The organism is Frigidibacter sp. SD6-1 (assembly GCF_030143255.1).
GTDB lineage: Bacteria > Pseudomonadota > Alphaproteobacteria > Rhodobacterales > Rhodobacteraceae > TMP-24.
The window spans coordinates 18,529-41,271 of record NZ_JARJNR010000004.1 but is presented as its reverse complement, the minus strand read 5'-3'; the positions used below and the strand labels follow the sequence as shown (position 1 = coordinate 41,271).

Here is a 22,743-nt window from a genome sequence, read left to right as displayed (position 1 = left end):
GCCCGGGGCGCGGCCCGCAAGGGCCGGCCCCATCCGCGACCGTCAGCTGGTCGCGAACTTCAGAAGCTTGACCGCGTTGAAGTCGGTCACATCGCCGCCCACGCGCTTGGTCGCGTAGAACAGCACATTCGGCTTGGTCGAGAACGGATCGCGCAGAACCCGCAGGTCCGGACGCTCCGCCACGGTATAACCCGCATGGAAGTCACCGAAAGCGATGGCATAGGCATCGGCGCCGATATCGGGCATGTCCTCGGCGATCAGCACCGGATAGCCCATCAGGCGCGACGGCTCGCCCAGTGCCAACCCGTCGGACCACATGAAGCGGCCGTCGGCATCCTTCATCTTGCGAACCGCACCTGCGGTCTTCGAATTCATCAGGAAGGTACCGTTCGCGCGGTAGTCCGCGCCGAGCGCATAGACCAGATCGACGATCGAGTCCGAGGCGTTGGTCGCCGCGAAATCTCCCGCCGCACCCGTGGGAATATACCCGAGCGACCCCCAGGCCCAGGACCCGTTGTCAACGGCCGGATAGTTCAGGATGCCCTTCGGCTTGTCGATCCCGTCTCCATTGATGAACGCCGCCGCCTCGGCGCGGGCGAACTTGTTGGCGATCCGCTCGGAAAGCCAACCCTCGACGTCGAATGCCGCATCATCGAGCAAGCGCTGGCTGATCTTCGGCATGGCTGCAAGCTCGTGGAGCTTGATCGAGATGCGCTCGATGGTCGGCGTGGCGGTTTCGGCGAAAGCCGCGATTTCCGTCGCCCAGCCCGACCCCAGATCGGTGCGATCGATCACCACATCGAACGACCCGCTCTCGACATTGACCACATTGGCGACGGCCCGAACCGACACGCTGGACCGCAGCACGCCCTGAATGCGCTCGGCCATCTCGGGGTTGATCAGATAGCCGCCATCGGCGCTCACCGCCGTGTTCATCGCCTTGCCTTCCAGGCTCAGGCCGCGCAAGCCGTCATCTTCGCCATGGCGGACATAGGCCGCAAAGGCCTTCTGATGCGGCGCGTCCGCATCCGCCGTGACAGACAGCGCCGGACGCCCGGCGGCATAAGTTTTGCGATCCAGCATGGTCAGTCGCTCTTCCTGTTGTTGAAGCTTCGATTTCAGTTCGTCCTGAAAGCCCTTGAACTCGCTGACAAAACCAGCGATCGCAGCCTTCACTTCCTGGGCCGGAGCGTCAGACACGCCTTCCCCGGCCCGAGATTTCACCTCGGTCTTCGTCATACCCATCACCTTCGTCAGGGGTTGCGTTCGGCGGGTCCTAGCGGCCCGCCAGCCTCCGGCGCGCGTCGGCAAAGACCGCCGCCAGGTCTTTCAGATCGGCCACCAGCGCCTCCGCGCCCTTCGCGCCGATCCTCGCCTCGGGAAGCATCGGAAAGGTCACGAGCGACACTTCCCACAGCTCCACCTCACGCAGGAGCCTCTGCCCCTTCGCGTCCTTCTCCGCCCTCACCGTGCGGTAGCCGATCGACAGCCCGTCAATCGCCCCCGCCGCGATCAGCGCCGCCGCCTCGCGGCCCCTCTCTACATCCGACAGAAGCCGCCCGCGCACCCACAGGCCCTTGCCATCCTCACGGATCTCGTCCCAGACGCCGATTGGCTGCGCGGGATCGTGCTGCCACAGCATCTTGACCTGCCGCCCCTCGGCCTTCAGCCGGGCGAGCGACCGGCCATAGGCCCCCGCCACCACCACGTCGCCGCCCTGATCGCCGACCCCGAAGAGCGAGGCATAGCCCTCGATCCTGACGCCGTCCGAAACCGTCACCGCCTCGCCGAGGCGCGCAAACTTCGTCTCAAGCCCCATCCATTCCGCCTGCATTGCCGCCTCCTATTTCGGAGCAAATTCAAGGATCGACTGCGCCGCCTGGGCGAGCATCACCCCCACGACGCCGAAGACAGTCATCCACAGCCGCTTCTCGACCCCGCCGATCATCGCCTCGATCCGTTCCAGCCGCCGCTCGACCGTCTCGAACTGCAGCGACATGATCTTTTCGGTCGCCTCGAACCGGTGTTCATGCGCGCATTCGAACGGTTCCTTCAGATAGCGCGATCCCGCCCCGCTCATGCATCGCCCTCGTCGCTGAGACGCGGCAGACCAAGGATCGCGCGCTTCTCGGCATCCGTCAGGAAACTCGCCGCGCCGACCCGCGCCCATTGCTGGTCACGCTCGGCCGCAAGCGCCGGCACCTGATCAAGATCGGGCTTCATCTCCATCCGTTCGCCCAGATGCGTCGACAGCCAGTAGGCCACCGCCGCCGTCACCCGCGTCGCGAGGGGCAGAACCGTCAGCCGGTAGAAGGCGCGGTTGGCCTCCTGATAGTTCGCATAGGTCGCATCACCCGGAATGCCCAGCAGCATCGGCGGCACGCCGAAGGCCGTCGCGATCTCGCGCGCCGCTGCCTCCTTCGTCTTCTGGAATTCCATGTCCGACGGGCTGAACCCCATCGGCTTCCAGTCGAGGCCCCCTTCCAGAAGCATCGGGCGCCCCGCATTGCGCGCGCCCTGATGGTGCATCTCCATCTCGCCGATCAGCCGGTCATACTGGTCGGGCGACAACTGCCCCTGCCCGTCCACGCCCTTGTAGACGATGGCCCCCGAGGGCCGCGCCGCATTGTCCAGAAGCGCCTTCGACCAGCTCGACGCCGAATTATGCACGTCGATCGCCACCGCCGCCGCCTGCAGGGGCGACAGGCCGTAATGATCGTCCTGCGGATGGAAGGCCTTGATATGACAGACCGGATCGACCGGCCCCCGCATGTCGAACCGGTGCTTCCGGCCCGACACCGTATAATCATAGGCCACCGGCCAGCCATCCGCCCCCGGCACCAGGCTCATCCGGTCCGAGCGCAGCACATGCAGCTCGACCGGCAACCCCTGATCGCCCACCGCCTCCAGATACCCGTTCCCGGTCAGAAGGATCTGGCCATAAAGCGCCTCGAACAGCTCCGCCCGCCCCTGCCCGGGATTGGGCCGGGCGATCAGGTCTAGAAGCGGATGAATATCGAACCGCCGCTCCTGATCCTGACAGACGAGCGGCAGCGCCGCCGCCGCCTCGGCGATCAACTTCACCGCGCGAAACCCGACCGGATTGGCGGCAAAGCCGGTCTTCGTCAGGCTCACCACATCGCGCGGGCTCCAGGCCACGCGCCCCGACGATCCCCAGGCGATCACCCGGCCCGTGGCCGAGGCCTTGGCCTCGGGCGCACCCGTCCCGCGGCGGAAAATGTTCCAACCCATGCCCAACTCCATGTTCCTGCTTGTCCCTCGGCGCCGCTTCCGGCCCACAGGGTCGAAATGTCGGCGCTCAGATCGCCCGCACCTGCGGGTGAAGCGCCCCGAACCGCGCCGCGTCGATCATCACATCGGTCAGCGCCCAAACGAGCGCATCGACCCGGTCGGGACTGCCCTTGCCCTGATAGCCCTGCCGGGTGACCTGACACATCTGGTCCTCCAGCGCGCCCAGATCACGCACATGCCCGACGCGGCCCTGCTCATATAAGGCCGCTACCGGCTCGGCCCGAGCCACCTTGTTGGTCGAGGCCGAAACCTTCCTGACCGGCAGGAACGGATCGACCGCCCTCAGCACATCCTCGACCAGCGCCCCACCCTGATTGACCTCGGCCACCACCCGCGAGGCGCCATGACGGTGATAGGCGGACACCACTGCCTCCGCCCATTTCTGCGGGCTGCCGCCAGTGACCGTCGCATCTTCCAGCACCCAGGCCCGCCAGTCCTTCGGCGGCCCATCGGTCACCGCGCCGACCACCACGATCCCGCATTCGTCCGACCCGGGCTTTCCCGCCACCGACGGATCGACACCCACCACGACCCGGCTGAAGCTCCCGGGCGGCTCGCCCCGCGCGACCTCGATCATCTCGGTCGTCCAGAGCGCCCCTTCGAAATCCTCCAGAAGCACCCCGTCCAGTTCCTGCCGCCCCAGCCGGGTTCCGTCATAGCGCGCCCGGATCTCCTCCAGGAACGAAGCCGCCAGATAGGCCTTGTTCGCTTCCGTCGGCGCATGCGTCACAACCGTGGACGGATTCTTCAGGATCGTCTTCAGAACCCCCACGTTCTTCGGCGTCGTCGTCACCACCTGCCGGGGATGGGAACCGAGCCTCAGGGCAAACTGCAGCATGTCCCAGCTCTCCTGCCCCTTCTTCCATTTCGCCAGTTCGTCCACCCAGGCCGCATCGAACTGCGGCCCCCGCAGGCTCTCGGGCTCATGCGCTGAAAAGACCTGCGCGACCGCGCCGTTCGGCCAGACGAGCCTGCGTCGCCCTGCCTCCCAGACCGGGCGGCGGTCGGGCGGCGAGCAGGCAAGGATGCCGCTCGGCCCGAAAACCATCACCTCGCGCACCTGATCGATCGTCTCGCCGACCAGCGCGACCGATTTCGCCCGGCCTGTGTCCAGGGGCCGCGCCCCCTCGACCTGCGCCCTGACCCATTCGGCGCCCGCCCGCGTCTTGCCCGCACCGCGCCCGCCCATGATCACCCAGGTCCGCCAGGCGCCTTCCGGTGCCATCTGGTGCGGCAGGGCCCAGAATTCAAAGAGCCAGGGCAGCGCCATCAGCGCCTCGTCGGACAGTTCGCCCAGAAAGCTCTCAACCGTCTCCGGCGTCGCGGAGGCGAGCCAGGCGGCTGCCGATCTCAGCTCGGGCCGCGTCGAGGTCGAGGGCGTAGTCGTAGGCAATTCCTTCGTGCTGCTTGCTGATTTTGGCAACCTTTGACCTTTCCTCTAACACCAGGAGAAGCAGCTGGCGCATCTCCCGAACCGCCTGCGTGGCCGACTTGGCCTCGATCTCTCCGGCCTGGATCTTCAGGATCGCGGCGTGAACGTCCGCGACGACCATGTCATAAAGCGCCTGCGTGGCCCGGGCGGGGCCCTGCGGCTCCGGCTCCGGTTCCCCGGCGGTAAATCTCACTGTCATTCAGCCCCGCGCCTAAGCTCTGCCTGTCCGCACGAGCGAAACGAAAAAGCGGCGTCAGGGGCCACCCCCGCGCCGCTCGCCCATTTCTTCTAGCATGCCCGAAGGTATATATCGGACCGGTCGCCAAGTCAAGATGAAAATCGAACGATATCAAAGCGTTATGCGAACGACGCCGTAACGTTTTGTTAAGGTGCCCTCATCGTCGCACGTCGTGCGCTCTTCGGCCCGCCCGACGAGAAGCGAAGCGCCCGAGGAGGCAGGCGCCCCGATATCTCAGTTGCCCTGCCCCTGCTGCGCCTCGATCTCGCGCCATTTGGCGACGTTCTTGTTATGCTCGGCAAGCGTCTCGGCAAAAACATGCCCACCCGTCCCGTCTGCCACGAAGAACAGGAACTTGCTGTCCGCCGGATGCAATGCCGCCTCGATCGCCTCGCGCCCGGGGTTTGCGATCGGCCCGGGCGGCAGCCCGTCGATCACATAGGTATTGTAGGGCGTGTTCGACCGAAGCTCGCTCTGCCGCAGCCCGCGCCCCAGCACCCCCTGCCCCTTGGTCAGCCCATAGATCACCGTCGGGTCGGTCTGCAGTTTCATCCCGTCCCGCAGGCGGTTGATGAAGACGCTTGCCACCAAAGGCCGCTCCGCCGCCACGCCGGTTTCCTTCTCGATGATCGATGCCATGGTCAGCGCCTCCTCCGGCGTCTTGTAGGGCAGCCCTTCGGCACGACCTTCCCACAGTTCCGCCAGCGCCTTCACCTGGTTCGCCTGCATCTCGGCCAGAAGTGCCGCACGATCTGCGTCCTTCGCCACCTCATATTGCTGCGGCGACAGCATGCCTTCAGCGGGCACCTCCGGCACCTCGCCCGCAAGGAAATCCACCCGCGACAAAGTATCGACCACCTGCCAACTCGTGACCCCTTCCGCGACAGTGATCTTCAGCCGCACATCGGGGTCTTCGGAAAATCGGGCATAGTCCGCGGGTACCCCATCCGCCACCGGATCAAACTTCAAGACCTCGACCAGCTTCTGGCTTTCGGGGTCCAGTTCGCTCACGCGCACATCGGCGCCATTGACCCCGATCCGGTAATTGATCTCGGTCCCGCAAGTCGACTGGCCGCTCCCGGTGATCGTCTCGACGATCCCCGCCATCGGCGCACCGGCCCTGATCAGATAGGAGCCCGCCTTCAGCGCGCCAGTCCGGCCGGAATAATCCGCGCCCACCTTGAAGATATAGGGATGCGCCACCGCCCCCCGGTCCGCCAGCGACTGCGCGACCGAACGAAAGCTCGCCCCGCGTTCAACCTTCAGGCAAATCGCCTGCGACAGCGGCCCCGGCCCGAGATACTCATTGCGTGCCCAGCCAAGAAGGGCAGCCAGCGCGACCAGCGCCACGACCAGAAGCGTCAGCGCGTTCGCGGCGACATGTCTCCACATCAGGCGCCGACCCGGCCCAGAACCAGCGAGGCATTGGTGCCGCCGAACCCGAACGAGTTCGACAGGGCCACATCGATCACCCGCTTCACCGCCCTGTCCGGCGCAAGATCGAGCTTCGGCTCGACTGCGGGATTATCAAGATTGATGGTCGGCGGCGCGATCTGATCGCGTAGCGCCAGCACGCAGAAGATCGCCTCGACCGCGCCGGCAGCGCCCAGCAGGTGCCCGATGGCCGATTTGGTCGAGGACATGGTCGCCCCGGCGGCCGCATCGCCCAAAAGCCGCTCCACGGCGCCCAGCTCGATCGTATCGGCCATGGTCGAAGTGCCATGCGCATTGATATAGTCGATCCGGTCCGGCGTGATCCCGGCGCGCTTCAAGGCCGCCGACATCGAGCGGAAACCGCCATCGCCATCCTCGGACGGCGCAGTGATGTGATAGGCATCGCCCGACAGGCCATAACCCAGAACCTCGGCATAGATCTTCGCGCCGCGCGCCTTGGCGTGCTCGTACTCCTCCAGCACCACACACCCTGCGCCCTCGCCCATCACGAACCCGTCGCGATCCGCGTCATAAGGGCGCGAGGCCTTGGTCGGATCGTCGGCACGCTTCGTGGACAGGGCCTTGCAGGCATTGAACCCGGCGATGCCGATCTCGCTGATCGGGCTTTCCGCACCGCCCGCCACCATCACGTCGGCATCGCCCCACTGGATCAGCCGCGCCGCATCGCCAATGGCATGCGCCCCGGTCGAACAGGCGGTCACGACCGCATGGTTCGGTCCCTTGAACCCATAGCGGATCGAGACCTGCCCAGAAATCAGGTTGATCAGCGCACCGGGGATGAAGAAGGGCGAGACCCGCTTCGGCCCCTTCTCCTTGATCAGCACCGCCGTCTCGGCAATCGAACTCAAGCCGCCGATCCCTGAGCCGATCATCACGCCGGTGCGCAGGCGGCTTTCCTCGTCCTCGGGCATCCAGCCCGCATCCTCGACGGCCTGCTGGGCGGCCGCCATGCCGTAAAGGATGAAATCATCGACCTTCCGGCGATCCTTCGGCTCCATGAAGAGGTCGGGATTGAACGTGCCGTCGGACCCGTCGCCGAACGGGATCTCGCAGGCATAGGTCGTCACCACGTTCGACGTATCAAACCGCGTGATCAGCCCGGCGCCCGACTGGCCCGCGATCAGCCGCTTCCAGGTCTCCTCCACCCCGCAGGCGAGCGGCGTGACCATTCCCAGACCCGTGACAACCACCCGACGCATGGCGCCTCCCCTTCAGCTGTTAGCCTGGCTCCTGATAGCAGCCGCCCCGCGACCACGCAACCAAGCCACACCCCGATCGGCAGCGCGGCGCCCGGCCAGAAGACCAAGCCCCCTTTGTCGTCTTCCGTTCGGAAATATCCCGGAGGGGGTCCGGGGGAGGCAGAGCCTCCCCCGGCGGGTCGGCCCGCGCGCTGCGCGGGACGAAATCAGATGAAGGCCGCGACGTGCTCCCGCCCTGGCCGCGCTTCCTTCAACGCTTCGGCCAGATCGACCGTCCGGTTGAAGAGCGCACGTCCAACGATGGCGCCCGCCACCTTGTCCAGAAGTCTCAGCCGCGCAATATCGTCGATCGTGCGCACCACGCCGCTCGCGATCACCGGCACTCTCGCCATATCGGCAATCGCCGATATCACCCCGTAAGTCGCGTCCGACGTCTCTCGCAGGTCGGCACCGATATCGGTTGCGATGATCGCGGCGAAGGGCGTGTCGCGGAAGCTCTCGATATAGCCCTCGGGGCTGTAGGCGCTCTGGCTCTTCCAGCCCTCGATCATCACATGATCGCGCCAGACATCGACCGCCAGCACGATCTGGTCGGCATGGCGCTCCGCCAGTTCCCTGACCAGATGAGGGTTCTGCGCCGCAAGCGTGCCGACGACGATCCGCCCGGCCCCGAGGTCGATCCACTCCTCGACCCTGTCGCGCGACCGGAAACCGCCGCCCAGTTGCACAGGCAGGCCCGCCTCATGGATGATCCGTTTCACCAGATCGCGGTTACGGGAAACACCGCCCACCGCATCGAAGTCCGTCACATGGATCCACTCCGCCCCGGCATGGGCGAATTCCTTGGCCTTCTCGACCGGATCGACATGCCAGACCAGCGGCTCCTCGATCCGCCCCTTGGGCAGGCTTACACAACGGCCGTCCTTGAGTTCGATCGTCGGATAGAGAATCATCGGCCTCCCCTCCTTTTCATGGGTCCGGGCGCGATGAGGTGCCGCTGACCGGACCGTTCCTTGCAGGCGGCCAGTCTATACCGACGGGCGAACTTTCAAAGTCCCTTCTTGGACCTCGGGTCTGCCTTCGGGCCCTGCGCCGCCCGCCTCGCGGATCAGCCGGAAGGCGTGCCCGGGGGCGGAGAACGCTCCAGCAGCGTCACGTGATCGCCCAGATCCTCGGTCTGCCTGAACGGCCGGTAGCCCATCCGCTCCGCGATCCGGAACGAGGCGCCATGCCCCGCCTCGATCATCGCGCAGGTCCGGCCCGCAAAGGGCTGCCGGTCGAACCAGCCATGCGCGGCCGCCACCGCCTCCGGGCCGAAGCCCTGTCCGTGCGCGGCGGTCGTCAGCACCCAGCCCGCCTCGGGACTGCAGTCAAAGTCCTCTCCCAGCCCCCGCATCGCGGTGAAGAACCCGGTCTGCCCGATCAGCACGCCGTCCGCCTTGCGCTCGATCGCCCACTGGCCGAACCCCTCATGCACCCAGTTCCCGGCCATCTTCAGAAAGACACCCCAGCTCTCGGACACCGAACGCGGCTTCTTGCCGATGAAGCGCATCACCTCCGGCTCTTGCCAGATCGCGGCGAAGGTCTCGAAATCCTCGCGCCGGAAGGCGCGCAGGATCAGCCGTTCCGTCTCGACCACCGGTATGGACAACAAGGGACCGCTCCTATGCCAGCCGCACAAACGAAAACGGCACCCGCGAAGGGTGCCGTTTCAATCAGCGTCCGTCCACCGATCAGGCGGCGGCCGAGATGAACTTCACCGCGTCGCCGAAGGTCTGGATGGTTTCGGCGGCATCGTCCGGAATTTCGATCCCGAATTCTTCCTCGAATGCCATCACGAGTTCCACGGTGTCGAGGCTGTCAGCGCCGAGATCGTCGATGAACGAGGCGCCTTCCGTCACCTTGTCCGCTTCGACGCCGAGGTGCTCGACCACAATCTTCTTCACGCGATCAGCGATGTCGCTCATGTTCTTTCCTCTTCTGTCGGGGATCGTGGCCCCGTTGGTTTCTTGCTCTTGCCGAACGGCCCGGCCCCGTTTTCACAAAGCCGCCGGACGGCGGGCCAATGGCCCGCCCCGGCAAGTTCGCGCCGCCTATAGCACAGTCTAGACCCGAGGCAAACGCTTTCGCAACTGGTGACGCGCGGGGCAGCGCGACATTCGGCGACCTGCCTACTCAGCGGCGCCCGGCGAAATTCGCACGCGCCAGAAGCGCGACCGCACAGAGGCCGACCGCGATGATCAGAAGCGCAGCGGGCGCCGCCCCCGAGATATTCTCGAGGCTCGCCTTTTCATGCGTGCGCGTCGCGAGCGTGTTGAAGTTGAAGGGCCGCAGAAGCAGCGTCGCAGGCAGTTCCTTCACGCAATCGACGAAGACCAGAAGCAGCGCGGTCCCGACCGAGCCCTTCATCAGTGGCAGATAGACATCGCGTAAGGTCCCGCCTTCGCTCCGCCCCAGCGACCGTGCCGCCATCGGCAAGGAGGGCGACACCCGACCGAAGGCCGCATCGACCGCGCCCTGCGCGATGGCGAAGAAGCGCACCGAATAGGCGAAAACGACTGCAGCGGCTGAACCGGTCAGCAACAGGCCCGGATCATGCCCGGTGAGCGCGAGGACAAGATCGGCGACCTTGTGATCAAGTGCTGCAAGCGGCAGCAGAATGCCGACCGCCAGCACTGCGCCGGGTGCCGCATAGCCGATCGTGGTCAAGGGCAGCAGATAGCGCGGGCCGCGCCCCCGCGCGAGGCGCACACCATAGACCATGAACAGCGCCGCCGCGACGGTCAGAAACGACGCCAGCCCGCCTACCATCAGCGTATTGCCGAAGGCCCGCGCCAGCCCTTTGTCCGCCCACGAGGTCGGACTGGCGACCGCATGCGACAGCATCACGCCGACCGGCAGCACGAAACCGACGGCGAAGGGCACAAGGCAAAGCCCCGTCGCCCCCCAGGCCACCAGCCCTTCCAGCGCCTGCGGCGTCACCGGCCTGCGCTGTCGCGCCGTGGCGTGAAAGCGCAGCCTCGCCCGCCCCTTCCGTTCCAGCGCCATCAAGGTCAGGATCACCGCCAGGATCAGGCAGGCGATCTGAGCCGCGCCGCCGACATTGCCCGCCTCGAGCCAGGTCGAGAAGATGCCCGTCGTCAGCGTCTGCACCGAAAAGAAACTCATCACGCCATATTCGTTCACCGTCTCCATCATGACGATGGCGGTTCCGGCGGCGATGGCGGGACGCGCAAGCGGCAGGCCGACCCTGAGCGCCAGCGACAAGGGCCCGGAGCCCAGCGCACGCGCCACCTCGTAGCTGCCGCCCGGCTGTTCCCGAAAGGCCGCGCGCGCGAGCATGTAGACATAAGGATAAAGCGCCGCCGCCATCACCACGATCGCCATGCCGGGCGAGCGGACCTCGGGAAACCAGTAGTCCCGCGCCGACTGCCAGCCGAAAAGATGCCTGAGCCCGTGCTGGACCGGGCCGGAATATTCCAGGAAATCCACCACGACATAACCGCCGACATAGGCGGGCACGGCGAGCGGCAGGAGAAGCAGCCATTCCAGAAGCCGCGACAGCGGGAAGCGGTACATTGTGACCAGCCACGCGGCCCCTGCCCCCACCGCGGCGGCAAGCGCCCCGGTCCCGAGCGCGAGGATGACCGTCATGCGAACGTATCGCGGCAGGGTCGTCGCCATCAGATGCGGCCAGATATTCTCCGTCGGATTGAGCGCGGTCCAGACGACCGACAGGATCGGCACCATGACCAGCCCCGCGATCAGGGCCGCACCCAGGGACCATGCGAAGGGCGCCACGCGGCCGAACGCACCGGGCACGCGCCGGGTAGCACTCTCTGCCTGAGCGTTTTGGTCGGTCATTCCCGCCGCTTAGTGGATTGACCCGGGGCTGTCCAGCGGACCATCACGCGGGCGGCCCCTTAGCTCGCCTCTGGCAGAGGCAGGCTGACGCCTGCAGCCGAAGCGTCGGGATCGGGCCCGTCGAGCAGAAGCGACAGACCGGCAAGCGCCTCAAGCCGCGCCCGGTCGGTTATGATCACGCGCTGGCCGTCAATCTTGCAGCCGTCCGCCGCGAGCGACTTGAAAGCGCGCGACAGGTTTTCCGGCGTCATCCCCATGTAAGAGGCGATAAGCCTTTTCTCCACCGGCAGCGTAAACCCCGGCGCATCGCCGATGAGGCGCGACTGGCGCAGAAGGTAGGCGGCGATCCGTTCGCGGGTATTCCTCAGCTTGAGGTTCTTGGTATGCCGCACCAACCCACGATAACAGCCCGCAAGGTCCTGCATCGCGTTCAGCGCGAACCGGCTGTCGGCCGCAACCGCCGCGCGCACATTGACCGAGGGCACCAGCAGCAGCCGCGAGCGCTGCAGCGTGCGCGCCGACATGAGGTAAGGCGCGTCGCGCACGCAGGCGGCCAGAATGAAGGTCGATACCGGCCGAACCACCGCCATCGTCGCGTCGCGCCCGTTCGTCGAGGCGAAAAGTTCCACCATCCCCTCGACAACGACATGCAGGAAATCCGCGGGTGCGCCCTCGCTCACGACCGTGACATGCGGCGGCATCTGCTGGTCGTAGGCCGCCCGCATCAGATCGCGGAAGGTCTCTTCGCCGATCCCGGAAAACAGGGGCAAGCGACGAATGTCTTGATGAAGGGCGTGGGGCACGACTCGATCCGCTCCGGCTCTCTCAGTGTTTTTTTCTGACTTAAGGTTGACAAATATCAACCACTCGCCTGATCCTTGTCAACGTCCGACATGACATAGTCAGCCGTAACGACAGGCACCGGTCAAATCCTGTCGGATTGTCCCCGCCACCTGTCATGACTTGATCTGAATCAAGCAACTCCCCGCTTGCCCGTCCCATGCCCGTCCCCAATCGGGGCAAATCCCCGTTGGCGACGGAGATCACGATGCTGCAAGGCACAACCGTATCGAAGGGCGAACAGAACCGCGCCCTCTTCCTCAGCACGATCGCCTTCACCGCCTGTTTCGCGGTCTGGACGATCTTTTCCATCATCGGCGTGGCCATCAAGAAAGAGCTTGGACTGAACGAGTTCGAGTTCGGCCTTCTGGTGGCAACCCCCATCCTCACCGGGTCACTCACCCGCCTCTTCCTCGGCGTCTGGACCGAGAAATATGGCGGACGCGCGGTCTTTTCGCTGCAGATGATCCTCACAGGCCTCGCCACCTGGGCACTGACCTGGGCGGACACCTATGTGATGTACCTTGTCGCGGCGCTTGGCGTCGGTCTTGCGGGCGGATCTTTCATCATCGGCGTGGCTTACGTCTCGCGCTGGTATGAGGCGGGCAAGCAGGGCACGGCGCTTGGCATCTTTGGCGCGGGCAACGTGGGCGCGGCGGTGACGAAATTCGTGGCACCCTTCGTGATGGTGGCCTACGGCTGGCACGGCGTCGCCCATGTCTGGGCGGCGGGCATCGTGCTGATGGGTGTGCTGTTCTACATCTTCGCCAAGGATGATCCCGAACTGGTCGCGCGCCGTACCAAGGGTGTAAAGGCGCCATCGCTGGCCGAACAGTTCGCGCCCCTGAAGAACCTGCAGGTCTGGCGCTTCTCGCTTTACTATTTCTTCGTCTTCGGCGCCTTCGTCGCGCTGGCACTCTGGATGCCGCACTATCTGATCGACGTCTACGGCGTCGATGTGAAGACGGCCGGCATGTCGGCGGCTGCCTTCTCGCTTTCCGCCTCGATCTTCCGCGCCTATGGCGGCCACCTGTCCGACCGGTTCGGCGCACGGGCCGTCATGTACTGGTGCTTCGGCTTCAGCCTGATCTTCCTCTTCATGCTGTCCTATCCGCCGACCGACTATGTGATCCAGGGCAAGGACGGCCCGATCACCTTTGCAACCAACATGGGTCTCTGGCCCTTCGTCGCCATCCTCTTCGCGCTTGGCTTCTTCATGTCGCTGGGCAAGGCGGCGGTCTACAAGCATATCCCGGTCTATTATCCCCACCATGTCGGCGCCGTCGGCGGTCTTGTCGGCATGATCGGCGGTCTGGGAGGCTTCATCCTGCCGATCATGTTCGGCGCGCTCCTCGACATCACCGGCATCTACACCAGCTGCTTCGCGCTGCTCTTCCTGCTCGTCGCGATGGCGCTTGGCTGGATGCACATGTCGATCCGCGCGATGGAGCGGGCCGCGCATGGCGAGATGCTGGACCAGCTGCCAAGCCTGCCCGAAATGCAGGAGGTCCACGTCCCCGGCAAAACGGTGATGCCGCGCACGCTGGCCGACTGGCAGCCCGAGGACAAGGATTTCTGGGCTTCGCAGGGCCGTGCGGTCGCCCGGCGGAACCTGTGGCTGTCGATCCCGGCGCTCCTTCTGGCCTTCTCGGTCTGGATGGTCTGGTCGATGGTCGTGGCAAAACTTCCCGCCATCGGCTTCAGCTTCACGCCCGGCCAGCTTTTCTGGCTGGCGGCGCTCCCCGGCCTTTCGGGTGCGACGCTTCGCATCTTCTACAGCTTCATGGTGCCGATCTTCGGTGGCAGGCTCTGGACGACGCTTTCCACCGCCTCGCTCCTCCTGCCCGCCATGGGCATCGGCTATGCGGTGCAGAACCCCGAGACGCCCTACCTGATCTTCATGGTGCTGGCGCTTCTCTGCGGCCTTGGCGGCGGCAACTTCGCTTCGTCCATGGCCAACATCGCCTATTTCTTCCCCAAGGCGGAAAAGGGCAATGCGCTGGCCCTGAACGCGGGCCTCGGCAACCTCGGCGTCTCGGTCATGCAGTTCCTCGTGCCGATCGTCATCGCATCCGGGGTCTTCGGCGCGATGGGCGGCGAGGCGCAGAGCCTGACCGACGGTGGCCAGCTCTGGGTGCAGAACGCGGGCTTCGTCTGGGTGCCGTTCATCGCCATCGCCACCATCGCGGCCTGGCTCGGCATGAATGATATCGCCGATGCGAAAGCCTCGTTCCGCGAACAGGCGGTGATCCTCGGACGCTTCCACAACTGGATCATGTGCATCCTCTACACCGGCACCTTCGGGTCCTTCATCGGCTATTCGGCGGGCTTCCCCCTTCTCACGAAGCTGATGTTCCCCGAGGTGAACGCGCTGCAATATGTGTTCCTTGGCCCGCTGGTCGGCGCCCTTTCCCGCGCCGGGACCGGCTGGGTGTCGGACAGGTTCGGCGGCGGACGGGTGACCTTCTGGACCTTCCTCGGCATGATCGTGGCGACCTGGGGCGTCATCACATTCCTGCCAGACAACGGCACGGGTGGCAGCTTCCAGGGCTTCTTCGCCTGCTTCCTCGCGCTCTTCTTCCTGACGGGCGTCGGCAATGCCTCGACCTTCCAGATGATCCCCGCGATCATGGGGCGCGAGATCCCACGCCTGATGCCGGGCCTCGACGCCACCGCGACACGCCGCCAGGCGGAACGCGAAAGTGCGGCGATCATCGCCTTCACCTCGGCCATCGCCGCCTATGGTGCCTTCTTCATCCCGAAGGCCTACGGCACGTCGATCGCGATGACGGGCGGGCCAGTTGCGGCGCTCTGGGCGTTCCTCGGCTTCTACGTCCTCTGCCTCGTTCTGACCTGGGTCTACTACACCCGGCGCGGCGGACTTCTCCATGACATCGAGCGTGGCCGCACTCCGGCCACCGCCCACGCCTGAACGGAAAGGGTTAGGCCATGAGCCAGCTTCTCGACAAACTGAATTTCCTCAAAAGCCTGCGCAAAGACACGTTCGCGGATGGCCATGGCCAAACCACCCTTGAGAACCGCGACTGGGAGGACACCTACCGCTCGCGCTGGCGCCACGACAAGATCGTGCGCTCGACCCACGGGGTGAACTGCACCGGGTCCTGTTCCTGGAAGATCTATGTGAAATCCGGGATCGTGACCTGGGAAACCCAGCAGACCGACTATCCCCGCACGCGGCCCGACCTGCCGAACCACGAACCGCGCGGCTGCGCGCGGGGGGCCTCCTACAGCTGGTATCTCTATTCCGCGAACCGGGTGAAGAACCCGCTGGTGCGCGGGCGGCTGATGAAGCTCTGGCGGCAGCGCCGGGCGACTATGAGCCCGATCGAGGCCTGGGCCTCGATCCAGCAGGACCCTGCCGCGCGGGCGTCCTATACGAAGAAGCGCGGCCTGGGCGGTTTCGTCCGCGCGACCTGGGACGAAGCGACCGAGATCGTGGCGGCTGCGAACGCCTATACCGCCAAGACCTACGGGCCGGACCGCGTCTTCGGCTTCTCGCCGATCCCGGCCATGTCGATGGTCAGCTATGCCGCCGGATCACGTTACCTCAGCCTCCTCGGCGGTACCTGCATGTCCTTCTACGACTGGTATTGCGACCTGCCGCCTGCAAGCCCCATGACCTGGGGCGAACAGACCGACGTGCCGGAATCGGCCGACTGGTACAATGCGGGCTTCCTGATCCTCTGGGGCTCGAACGTGCCCCAGACCCGCACGCCCGACGCGCATTTCTACACCGAGGCGCGCTATCGCGGCACCAAATCGGCCGTCGTCTGCCCGGACTATTCCGAGGCCGCGAAGTTCGGCGATATCTGGCTGAATGCCAAGCAGGGCACCGATGCGGCACTCGCCATCGCGATGGGCCATGTGATCTTGCGCGAATATCACCTCGACCGGCAGGTCGACTATTTCGAGGATTACACCCGCAAATATTCCGACTTCCCGATGCTGGTGAAGCTCGAGGAGAAGGACGGCCGCTATGTGCCGGGCCGCATGCTGCGCGCGGCCGATTTCGCGGACGGCCTGGGCGAAGCGAACAACCCCGACTGGAAGACCGTGGCCTTCGCGGAAAAGGCCGGAAAGGTCGTCGTGCCAAACGGCTCCATCGGTTTCCGCTGGGGCGAACAGGGCAAATGGAACCTCGAGGAGCAGGCGGCGGGCAAGGACACGCGCCTGAAAACCACGCTGATCCTCGAGGGCGACAATGACGGCACGCTGCCGGTCGACTTTCCCTACTTCGGCGGGCAGGCCACGACGCAATGGGCGGCCTGCGACTTCCCGGACGTGCTGACCCGCAACATCCCGGTGAGGAAGCTGAAACTGGCAAGCGGCGCGGCCGCCGTCTGCACCGTCTTCGACCTCTTCGCCGCGAACTACGGGCTCGACCGTGGCCTTGGCGGCGACTGGGTGACGAAGGATTACGATCAGGACATCCCCGGCACGCCCGCCTGGGCCGAACGGATCACCGGCGTCAAGCGCGACAAGATCATCCAGGTCGCCCGCGAGTTCGCGACGAACGCCGAAAAGACCAACGGCAAGTCGATGATCATCATCGGCGCGGCGATGAACCACTGGTACCACATGGACATGAACTACCGGGGCGTCATCAACATGCTGGTGATGTGCGGGTGCGTGGGCCAGTCGGGCGGCGGCTGGGCGCATTACGTGGGGCAGGAAAAGCTCAGACCCCAGACCGGCTGGACGGCCCTGGCCTTCGCGCTCGACTGGGCGCGCCCGCCACGGCACATGAATTCGACCAGCGCCTGGTACGCGCACACCGACCAGTGGCGGTATGAAACCGTGTCGTCGGCCGAAATCCTGTCGCCGACCGCTCCGGCGGGCGACTACAGGGACCTTTCCCTGATCGACTACAACATCCGCGCCGAGCGGATGGGATGGCTGCCATCGGCGCCGCAACTCCGGACCAACCCACTGCAAGTGGGTGCCGCCGCCAAGGCCGAAGGGATCGAGGCCAAGGACTATGTGGCTCGCGAACTGAAGTCGGGCGCGCTGGAAATGTCGGCACAAGACCCCGACGCACCGGAAAACTGGCCAAGGAACCTGTTTGTCTGGCGCTCGAACCTCTTGGGATCGTCCGGCAAAGGACATGAATATTTCCTCAAGCACCTTCTGGGCACCGAACATGGCGTGCTTGGGAAGGATCTCGGACAGGAAGGCCGCCAGAAGCCCGTCGAGGCGCGCTGGCACGACAAGGCGCCGGAGGGCAAGCTGGACCTTCTGGTGACGATCGACTTCCGCATGTCCACGACCGCCGTCTATGCCGACATCGTCCTGCCGACGGCCAGCTGGTACGAGAAGGACGACCTCAACACCTCGGACATGCACCCGTTCATCCATCCGCTGCAGGCGGCGGTGGACCCGGCGTACGAATCCAAGACCGACTGGGAAATCTTCAAGGCGATTGCGAAGAAATTCTCCGACGTGGTCCCCGGCTATCTCGGGACCGAGACCGATGTGGTCCAGCTACCCCTGCAGCACGACAGCGCGATGGAGGTCGCCCAGCCGCATGTGAGGGACTGGAAGAAGGGCGAATGCGACCTGATCCCGGGCAAGACCGCGCCCGCCTATATCGCGGTCGAACGGGACTATCCCAACCTCTACAAGCGCTTCACCGCCCTTGGGCCGCTGATGGAGAAGGTCGGCAACGGCGGCAAGGGCATCAGCTGGGATACCAAGACCGAGGTTCATCACCTCAAGGCCCTGAACGGCACCCATCACGAGGACGGCCCGACGAAGGGCCTCGCCAAGATCGAGACCGCCATCGACGCGGCCGAGGTGATCCTGATGCTGGCGCCCGAGACAAACGGCGAAGTGGCCGTGAAGGCCTGGGACGCGCTCGGGCGTGCCACCGGCCTTGACCACAAGCATCTGGCCGAGGTGAAGGAAGACGAAAAGATCCGCTTCCGCGACATCGCCGCCCAGCCGCGAAAGATCATCTCGTCGCCCACCTGGTCGGGGATCGAGAGCGAGGAGGTCTGCTACAACGCCGGCTGGACCAACGTCCACGAACTGATCCCATGGCGCACGCTTACCGGACGCCAGCAGCTGTATCAGGATCACGAATGGATGCTGGCATTCGGCGAATTCTTCCTTACCTGGCGGCCGCCGGTAGACCTCAAGACCATTTCGGCCGATGCCACCAAGGCGCTGAAGTCGGGCGAAAAGCATGTCGTCCTGAACTTCATCACCCCGCACCAGAAATGGGGCATCCACTCGACCTACTCCGACAACCTCCTGATGCTGACGCTCAATCGCGGCGGCCCGGTCGTCTGGATCAGCGAGCATGATGCGAAAACGGCGGGCATCGTCGACAATGACTGGGTCGAGGTCTTCAACTCGAACGGCGTCCTGACCGCCCGCGCCGTCGTCAGCCAGCGCATGAAGGACGGCACGCTCTTCATGTACCACGCGCAGGAAAAGATCGTGAATACGCCCGGCAGCCAGATCACCGGCAAGCGCGGCGGCATCCACAATTCGGTCACGCGGGCGGTCCTGAAACCGACCCACATGATCGGCGGCTATGCCCAGCAGTCCTACGGCTTCAACTACTACGGCACCGTGGGCTGCAACCGCGACGAGATGGTCGTCGTGCGCAAGATGAACTCAGTGGACTGGCTCGACCGTCCCGCCAAAGTGGAGGCTGCGGAATGAAGGTTCGTGCACAAATCGGCATGGTCCTGAACCTCGACAAATGTATCGGGTGCCATACCTGTTCGGTCACCTGCAAGAATGTCTGGACCTCTCGCGACGGCGTGGAATACGCGTGGTTCAACAATGTCGAGACGAAGCCGGGGATCGGCTATCCGAAGGACTGGGAAAACCAGAAGCGCTGGAAAGGCGGCTGGGAACGCACCGCCTCGGGCGGCCTTCAGCCCAAGCAGGGCGGCAAATGGCGCATCCTCGCCAACATCTTCGCCAACCCCAACCTGCCTGAAATCGACGACTTCTACGAGCCGTTCGATTTCGACCATGACCATCTGAAATCGGCCCCCGAGATGGAGGCTTTCCCGACCGCCCGCCCGCGTTCCAAGATCTCGGGCGAGCGGATGGAGAAGATCGAATGGGGCCCGAACTGGGAGGAGATCCTTGGCGGGGAATTCGCCAAGCGTTCGCAGGACTACAATTTCGAAGGCGTGCAGAAAGCCATCTACGGCGAGTATGAAAACACCTTCATGATGTATCTGCCGCGGCTGTGCGAACATTGCCTCAACCCGGCCTGCGTCGCCTCCTGCCCCTCGGGCGCCATCTACAAGCGCGAGGACGACGGCGTTGTCCTGATCGACCAGGAAAAATGCCGGGGCTGGCGGATGTGCGTTTCGGGCTGCCCCTACAAGAAGATCTATTACAACTGGTCTTCGGGCAAATCCGAGAAATGCACACTGTGCTATCCGCGTCTGGAAAGCGGCCAGCCAACGGTATGCTCGGAAACCTGCGTGGGGCGCATCCGCTATCTGGGTGTGATGCTCTATGACGCCGACAAGATCGCCGAGGCGGCGAGCGTCGAGAAGGAAATGGACCTCTATGACGCGCAGTTGGGTGTCTTCCTTGACCCGAACGACCCCGCCGTGATCGAGGCCGCGCGGAAGGAAGGGGTTCCGGAAGACTGGATCAAGGGCGCGCAGAATTCGCCGATCTGGAAGATGGCGATGGAATGGAAGATCGCCTTCCCGCTCCACCCGGAATACCGCACCCTGCCTATGGTCTGGTATGTGCCGCCCTTGTCGCCCATCCAGAACGCCGCGCAGGCGGGCCAGATCGCGGCGCAGGACGACATGCCCGATGTGCGCAGCCTGCGCATCCCGGTCCGCTATCTCGCCAACATGCTGACGGCGGGCGACGAGACGCCGGTGGTGGCGGCACTCGAACGGATGCTCGCCATGCGCTCCTACATGCGCTCGAAGACAGTGGACGGCGTCGTCAACCTTGGCGTTGCCAACCGCGTGGGCCTGACACCGCACCAGATCGACGAGATGTACCAGCTGATGGCCATCGCCAATTACGAGGACCGGTTCGTCATCCCGACGACCCACCGCGAGATGGTCGAGCAAGCCTATGACATCAAGGGCGGTTGCGGCTTCACCGACGGCAACGGCTGTTCGGGCGGGTCGTCCGGCAAATCCCTCTTCGGCGGCGGCAAGAAGTTCCGCTCCCCCACGGAGTTCATCGCATGAAAACCTTCAAGGCACTCTCCCTCCTGCTCTCCTACCCCGAACAGGACCTTCAGGCGACGATCCCGGCGATCCGGGCGACCCTGAAGGACGAAGGGCTCCTCGGCCCCCATCGGATGGGGCATCTGGAACCGCTGATGGCCTCGCTGGCGGTCGACGACCTCTATGACCTGCAGGAGCGCTATGTGCTCCTGTTCGACCGCTCCCGCAGCCTCTCGCTCAATCTCTTCGAACATATCCACGGTGAAAGCCGGGACCGGGGCGGCGCGATGGTCGATTTGTTGGAGACCTACCGGGCTGGCGGCTTTGACCTCGACGGGCCGGAATTGCCGGACCACCTGCCGGTGTTGCTGGAGTTCCTGTCCACCCGGCCATTGGAGGAAGCGCAGGGCACCCTCGCCGACGCGGGCCATATCCTCGTGGCGCTGGCCGAGCGTCTGACCCGCCGCCAGTCAGTCTATGCTGGCGTGCTGGAAGCGCTGGTGGCGCTCGCCGAGGCCCGCGCCGATACCGAAGAAGCGACGGCGCTTCTCGCTGAACCCGAGGACGATCCGATGGACCTCGCCGCCCTCGACAAGGTCTGGGAAGAGGCCCAGGTCTCCTTCGCCCCCGATCCGAACGCCGGTTGCCCGGTCAGCCGCGATATCCTGGCCCGGATGGATCTGCCCGTCCGCACCGCAGCCACCGCTGCCGAATAGGAGCCTCAGATGCACCATTTCCTCTATGGGATTTATCCCTATATCGCGCTCTCGGTGATGGTGATCGCCAGCGCGGCCCGCTACGACCGCGACCCGTTCACCTGGAAATCGAAATCGAGCCAGCTCCTCAGACGGCGCAGCTTCGTCATCGGCTCGGTCCTCTTTCACGTCGGGGTGCTGCTGATCTTTGCCGGCCACCTGATCGGCCTTCTGACGCCAATCTGGATCTTTGACTCGCTCGGCATCCCCCACGGCGCCAAGCAGCTTCTCGCCATGGCGGCGGGCGGCATCGCCGGGGTGATGGCGCTGATCGGCGGCTTCATCCTTCTGGCCCGCCGCCTCTTCGACCCGCGTATCAGCGCCAACTCGACCGTCGCCGATACCGGCATCCTGATCCTGCTTGTCGCCCAGCTTCTCCTTGGCGTCGGCTCGATCTTTGTCTCGGTCCAGCATCTCGACGGGCATGAAATGGTGAAATTCATGTCCTGGGCGCAGGGCATCCTCACCTTCGACCCGAAGGCGGCAAGCTACATCGCCGACGTGAACTGGATCTTCAAGGCCCATATCGCGCTCGGTCTGACGATCTTCCTTCTGTTCCCCTTCACGCGTCTCGTCCACATCGTCTCGGCCCCCGTCCGCTTCCTCTGGCGCCCGGGCTACCAGATCGTGCGGACGCGCAAAGAGACGCCGGCGGAGTAACGCAGATGAAACCGCTTCTTGCAGAGATCACCGTGAACGGCGAACGCATCGCGCCCGCAGCCATCGCGGAGGAGGCCCAGATGCATCCCGCGCCCCACGGCAAGCCGGGACTTGCCTGGCGGGCGGCGGCACGGGCTCTGACGATCCGGGTGCTTCTTCTGCAGGAAGCCCGGCGGCAGGGGCTCAGCCCCCTGCCGCGCGAGGTAGCGCCGGGCCAGCACGAAACAGAAGAGGAAGCCCTGGTCCGTGCCGTCCTTGCGGCGCATGTCCGGCCCGCGCCGGTGACGGACACCGATCTTGAGGCGGAATATCGGGCGCGGCCCGACCGGTTCCGCGCGCCCGCGCTTTATGAGGCGGCTCACATCCTACTGCCTGTCGGCGACGGTAACGAAGCCGCGATGAAGGCCGAGGCCGAAGCCCTTCTGTCCGAGCTTGCCCGCGCCCCTGCCGCCTTCGCCGAAATGGCGCGCGCGCGGTCCGCTTGCTCGTCTGCGGCGAACGGCGGCCTGCTCGGCCAGATCTCCGCAGGCGACACGGTGCCGGAGTTCGAGGCGGCACTGGCCCGCATGACGCCCGGCACCATCGGCGCCGAACCGGTCCGCAGCGCCTATGGCTGGCATATCATCCGCCTCGACGCCAAGGCCGAAGGCGCCGTCCTGCCGTTCGAGCGGATCGCGGCGCCCCTGCGCCGCGCGATGGAGGAACGCGCCTGGGCGCACGCCGCGCGCGCCTACACCGAAGGTCTGATTGCGGAGGCCGCAATCGATGGTATCACTTTCGAAACCGCCGCCTGAAAGGC

Annotated in this window: 19 protein-coding genes; 6 read left to right on the top strand and 13 right to left on the bottom strand. The window is 65.2% G+C overall.

All coding sequences use genetic code 11. The features are described 5' to 3' along the window. Window positions 1-42: 42 nt before the first annotated feature. The 13 genes from P0645_RS08510 to P0645_RS08450 form a co-directional block, all read right to left on the bottom strand. Window positions 43-1,239 (bottom strand): phage major capsid protein, encoded by a 1,197-nt coding sequence (locus tag P0645_RS08510; protein ID WP_284164150.1) that lies wholly within the window; start codon window positions 1,237-1,239, stop codon window positions 43-45. 37 nt (window positions 1,240-1,276) lie between these two features. Further along, window positions 1,277-1,819, bottom strand: coding sequence for an HK97 family phage prohead protease (locus P0645_RS08505; protein WP_284164466.1), 543 nt, complete (start codon window positions 1,817-1,819; stop codon window positions 1,277-1,279). A gap of 24 nt (window positions 1,820-1,843) precedes the next feature. After that, window positions 1,844-2,080: a GTA head formation protein, RCAP_rcc01685 family gene (locus P0645_RS08500; RefSeq protein ID WP_284164149.1), complete on the bottom strand. Its 237-nt coding sequence runs from the start codon at window positions 2,078-2,080 to the stop codon at window positions 1,844-1,846. Beyond that, window positions 2,077-3,252, bottom strand: a complete 1,176-nt coding sequence (locus tag P0645_RS08495; protein ID WP_284164148.1) for a phage portal protein — start codon at window positions 3,250-3,252, stop codon at window positions 2,077-2,079. Before P0645_RS08495 ends, P0645_RS08500 begins: the two co-directional genes overlap by 4 nt. Window positions 3,253-3,319: 67 nt before the next feature. Then, window positions 3,320-4,666: a DNA-packaging protein gene (locus P0645_RS08490; protein WP_284164465.1), complete on the bottom strand. Its 1,347-nt coding sequence runs from the start codon at window positions 4,664-4,666 to the stop codon at window positions 3,320-3,322. Further along, window positions 4,617-4,943: a hypothetical protein gene (locus tag P0645_RS08485; RefSeq protein ID WP_284164147.1), complete on the bottom strand. Its 327-nt coding sequence runs from the start codon at window positions 4,941-4,943 to the stop codon at window positions 4,617-4,619. The genes P0645_RS08490 and P0645_RS08485 overlap by 50 nt, the downstream gene beginning before the upstream one ends. 273 nt (window positions 4,944-5,216) lie before the next feature. Then, complete coding sequence (gene mltG, locus P0645_RS08480) at window positions 5,217-6,374, bottom strand: endolytic transglycosylase MltG (RefSeq protein ID WP_284164146.1); 1,158 nt, start codon at window positions 6,372-6,374, stop codon at window positions 5,217-5,219. Continuing rightward, window positions 6,374-7,636: a beta-ketoacyl-ACP synthase II gene (gene fabF, locus P0645_RS08475; protein ID WP_284164145.1), complete on the bottom strand. Its 1,263-nt coding sequence runs from the start codon at window positions 7,634-7,636 to the stop codon at window positions 6,374-6,376. Before fabF ends, mltG begins: the two co-directional genes overlap by 1 nt. 206 nt (window positions 7,637-7,842) lie before the next feature. Next, entirely contained in the window at window positions 7,843-8,589 is a 747-nt protein-coding gene (locus P0645_RS08470) for a 1-(5-phosphoribosyl)-5-[(5-phosphoribosylamino)methylideneamino]imidazole-4-carboxamide isomerase (protein WP_284164144.1), read from the bottom strand. A gap of 155 nt (window positions 8,590-8,744) precedes the next feature. Next, window positions 8,745-9,290, bottom strand: a complete 546-nt coding sequence (locus P0645_RS08465) for a GNAT family N-acetyltransferase (RefSeq protein ID WP_284164143.1) — start codon at window positions 9,288-9,290, stop codon at window positions 8,745-8,747. Window positions 9,291-9,369: 79 nt separating this feature from the next. After that, complete coding sequence (locus tag P0645_RS08460; RefSeq protein ID WP_267633847.1) at window positions 9,370-9,603, bottom strand: acyl carrier protein; 234 nt, start codon at window positions 9,601-9,603, stop codon at window positions 9,370-9,372. 208 nt (window positions 9,604-9,811) lie between these two features. Beyond that, window positions 9,812-11,386 (bottom strand): ABC transporter permease, encoded by a 1,575-nt coding sequence (locus P0645_RS08455; RefSeq protein ID WP_284164464.1) that lies wholly within the window; start codon window positions 11,384-11,386, stop codon window positions 9,812-9,814. Window positions 11,387-11,559: 173 nt separating this feature from the next. Then, entirely contained in the window at window positions 11,560-12,303 is a 744-nt protein-coding gene (locus tag P0645_RS08450) for a helix-turn-helix domain-containing protein (RefSeq protein WP_284164142.1), read from the bottom strand. A gap of 245 nt (window positions 12,304-12,548) precedes the next feature. Between P0645_RS08450 and P0645_RS08445 the strand changes: the two genes are divergently transcribed. From P0645_RS08445 to P0645_RS08420, 6 genes are read left to right on the top strand one after another with little or no spacing between them, the layout of a single operon-like run. Then, window positions 12,549-15,272, top strand: a complete 2,724-nt coding sequence (locus tag P0645_RS08445; protein WP_284164141.1) for a nitrate/nitrite transporter — start codon at window positions 12,549-12,551, stop codon at window positions 15,270-15,272. A 17-nt stretch (window positions 15,273-15,289) separates the two neighbouring features. Continuing rightward, the gene (locus P0645_RS08440; RefSeq protein ID WP_284164140.1) at window positions 15,290-19,030 is read left to right on the top strand and encodes a nitrate reductase subunit alpha; all 3,741 of its coding nucleotides are present in this window, start codon (window positions 15,290-15,292) and stop codon (window positions 19,028-19,030) included. Continuing rightward, complete coding sequence (gene narH, locus P0645_RS08435; RefSeq protein WP_284164139.1) at window positions 19,027-20,550, top strand: nitrate reductase subunit beta; 1,524 nt, start codon at window positions 19,027-19,029, stop codon at window positions 20,548-20,550. Before P0645_RS08440 ends, narH begins: the two co-directional genes overlap by 4 nt. Beyond that, window positions 20,547-21,245, top strand: coding sequence for a nitrate reductase molybdenum cofactor assembly chaperone (narJ, locus tag P0645_RS08430; RefSeq protein WP_284164138.1), 699 nt, complete (start codon window positions 20,547-20,549; stop codon window positions 21,243-21,245). The genes narH and narJ overlap by 4 nt, the downstream gene beginning before the upstream one ends. A 9-nt stretch (window positions 21,246-21,254) precedes the next feature. Then, on the top strand, window positions 21,255-21,944 hold the full coding sequence (gene narI, locus P0645_RS08425) for a respiratory nitrate reductase subunit gamma (protein WP_284164137.1): 690 nt from the start codon (window positions 21,255-21,257) through the stop codon (window positions 21,942-21,944). A gap of 5 nt (window positions 21,945-21,949) precedes the next feature. Further along, the gene (locus tag P0645_RS08420) at window positions 21,950-22,738 is read left to right on the top strand and encodes a peptidylprolyl isomerase (protein ID WP_284164136.1); all 789 of its coding nucleotides are present in this window, start codon (window positions 21,950-21,952) and stop codon (window positions 22,736-22,738) included. Window positions 22,739-22,743 lie beyond the last annotated feature (5 nt).

Excerpts from the sequence above, each read along its gene's own strand:
- P0645_RS08505 (WP_284164466.1), bottom strand. The coding sequence starts at position 1,819 with ATGGGGCTTGAGACGAAGTTTGCGCGCCTCGGCGAGGCGGTGACGGTT.
- P0645_RS08440 (WP_284164140.1), top strand. The coding sequence starts at position 15,290 with ATGAGCCAGCTTCTCGACAAACTGAATTTCCTCAAAAGCCTGCGCAAA.
- narJ (WP_284164138.1), top strand. The coding sequence starts at position 20,547 with ATGAAAACCTTCAAGGCACTCTCCCTCCTGCTCTCCTACCCCGAACAG.
- P0645_RS08445 (WP_284164141.1), top strand. The coding sequence starts at position 12,549 with ATGCTGCAAGGCACAACCGTATCGAAGGGCGAACAGAACCGCGCCCTC.
- fabF (WP_284164145.1), bottom strand. The coding sequence starts at position 7,636 with ATGCGTCGGGTGGTTGTCACGGGTCTGGGAATGGTCACGCCGCTCGCC.
- P0645_RS08510 (WP_284164150.1), bottom strand. The coding sequence starts at position 1,239 with ATGACGAAGACCGAGGTGAAATCTCGGGCCGGGGAAGGCGTGTCTGAC.
- P0645_RS08495 (WP_284164148.1), bottom strand. The coding sequence starts at position 3,252 with ATGGGTTGGAACATTTTCCGCCGCGGGACGGGTGCGCCCGAGGCCAAG.
- P0645_RS08500 (WP_284164149.1), bottom strand. The coding sequence starts at position 2,080 with ATGAGCGGGGCGGGATCGCGCTATCTGAAGGAACCGTTCGAATGCGCG.
- P0645_RS08420 (WP_284164136.1), top strand. The coding sequence starts at position 21,950 with ATGAAACCGCTTCTTGCAGAGATCACCGTGAACGGCGAACGCATCGCG.
- narH (WP_284164139.1), top strand. The coding sequence starts at position 19,027 with ATGAAGGTTCGTGCACAAATCGGCATGGTCCTGAACCTCGACAAATGT.
- P0645_RS08455 (WP_284164464.1), bottom strand. The coding sequence starts at position 11,386 with ATGGTGCCGATCCTGTCGGTCGTCTGGACCGCGCTCAATCCGACGGAG.
- P0645_RS08460 (WP_267633847.1), bottom strand. The coding sequence starts at position 9,603 with ATGAGCGACATCGCTGATCGCGTGAAGAAGATTGTGGTCGAGCACCTC.
- narI (WP_284164137.1), top strand. The coding sequence starts at position 21,255 with ATGCACCATTTCCTCTATGGGATTTATCCCTATATCGCGCTCTCGGTG.
- mltG (WP_284164146.1), bottom strand. The coding sequence starts at position 6,374 with ATGTGGAGACATGTCGCCGCGAACGCGCTGACGCTTCTGGTCGTGGCG.
- P0645_RS08485 (WP_284164147.1), bottom strand. The coding sequence starts at position 4,943 with ATGACAGTGAGATTTACCGCCGGGGAACCGGAGCCGGAGCCGCAGGGC.
- P0645_RS08470 (WP_284164144.1), bottom strand. The coding sequence starts at position 8,589 with ATGATTCTCTATCCGACGATCGAACTCAAGGACGGCCGTTGTGTAAGC.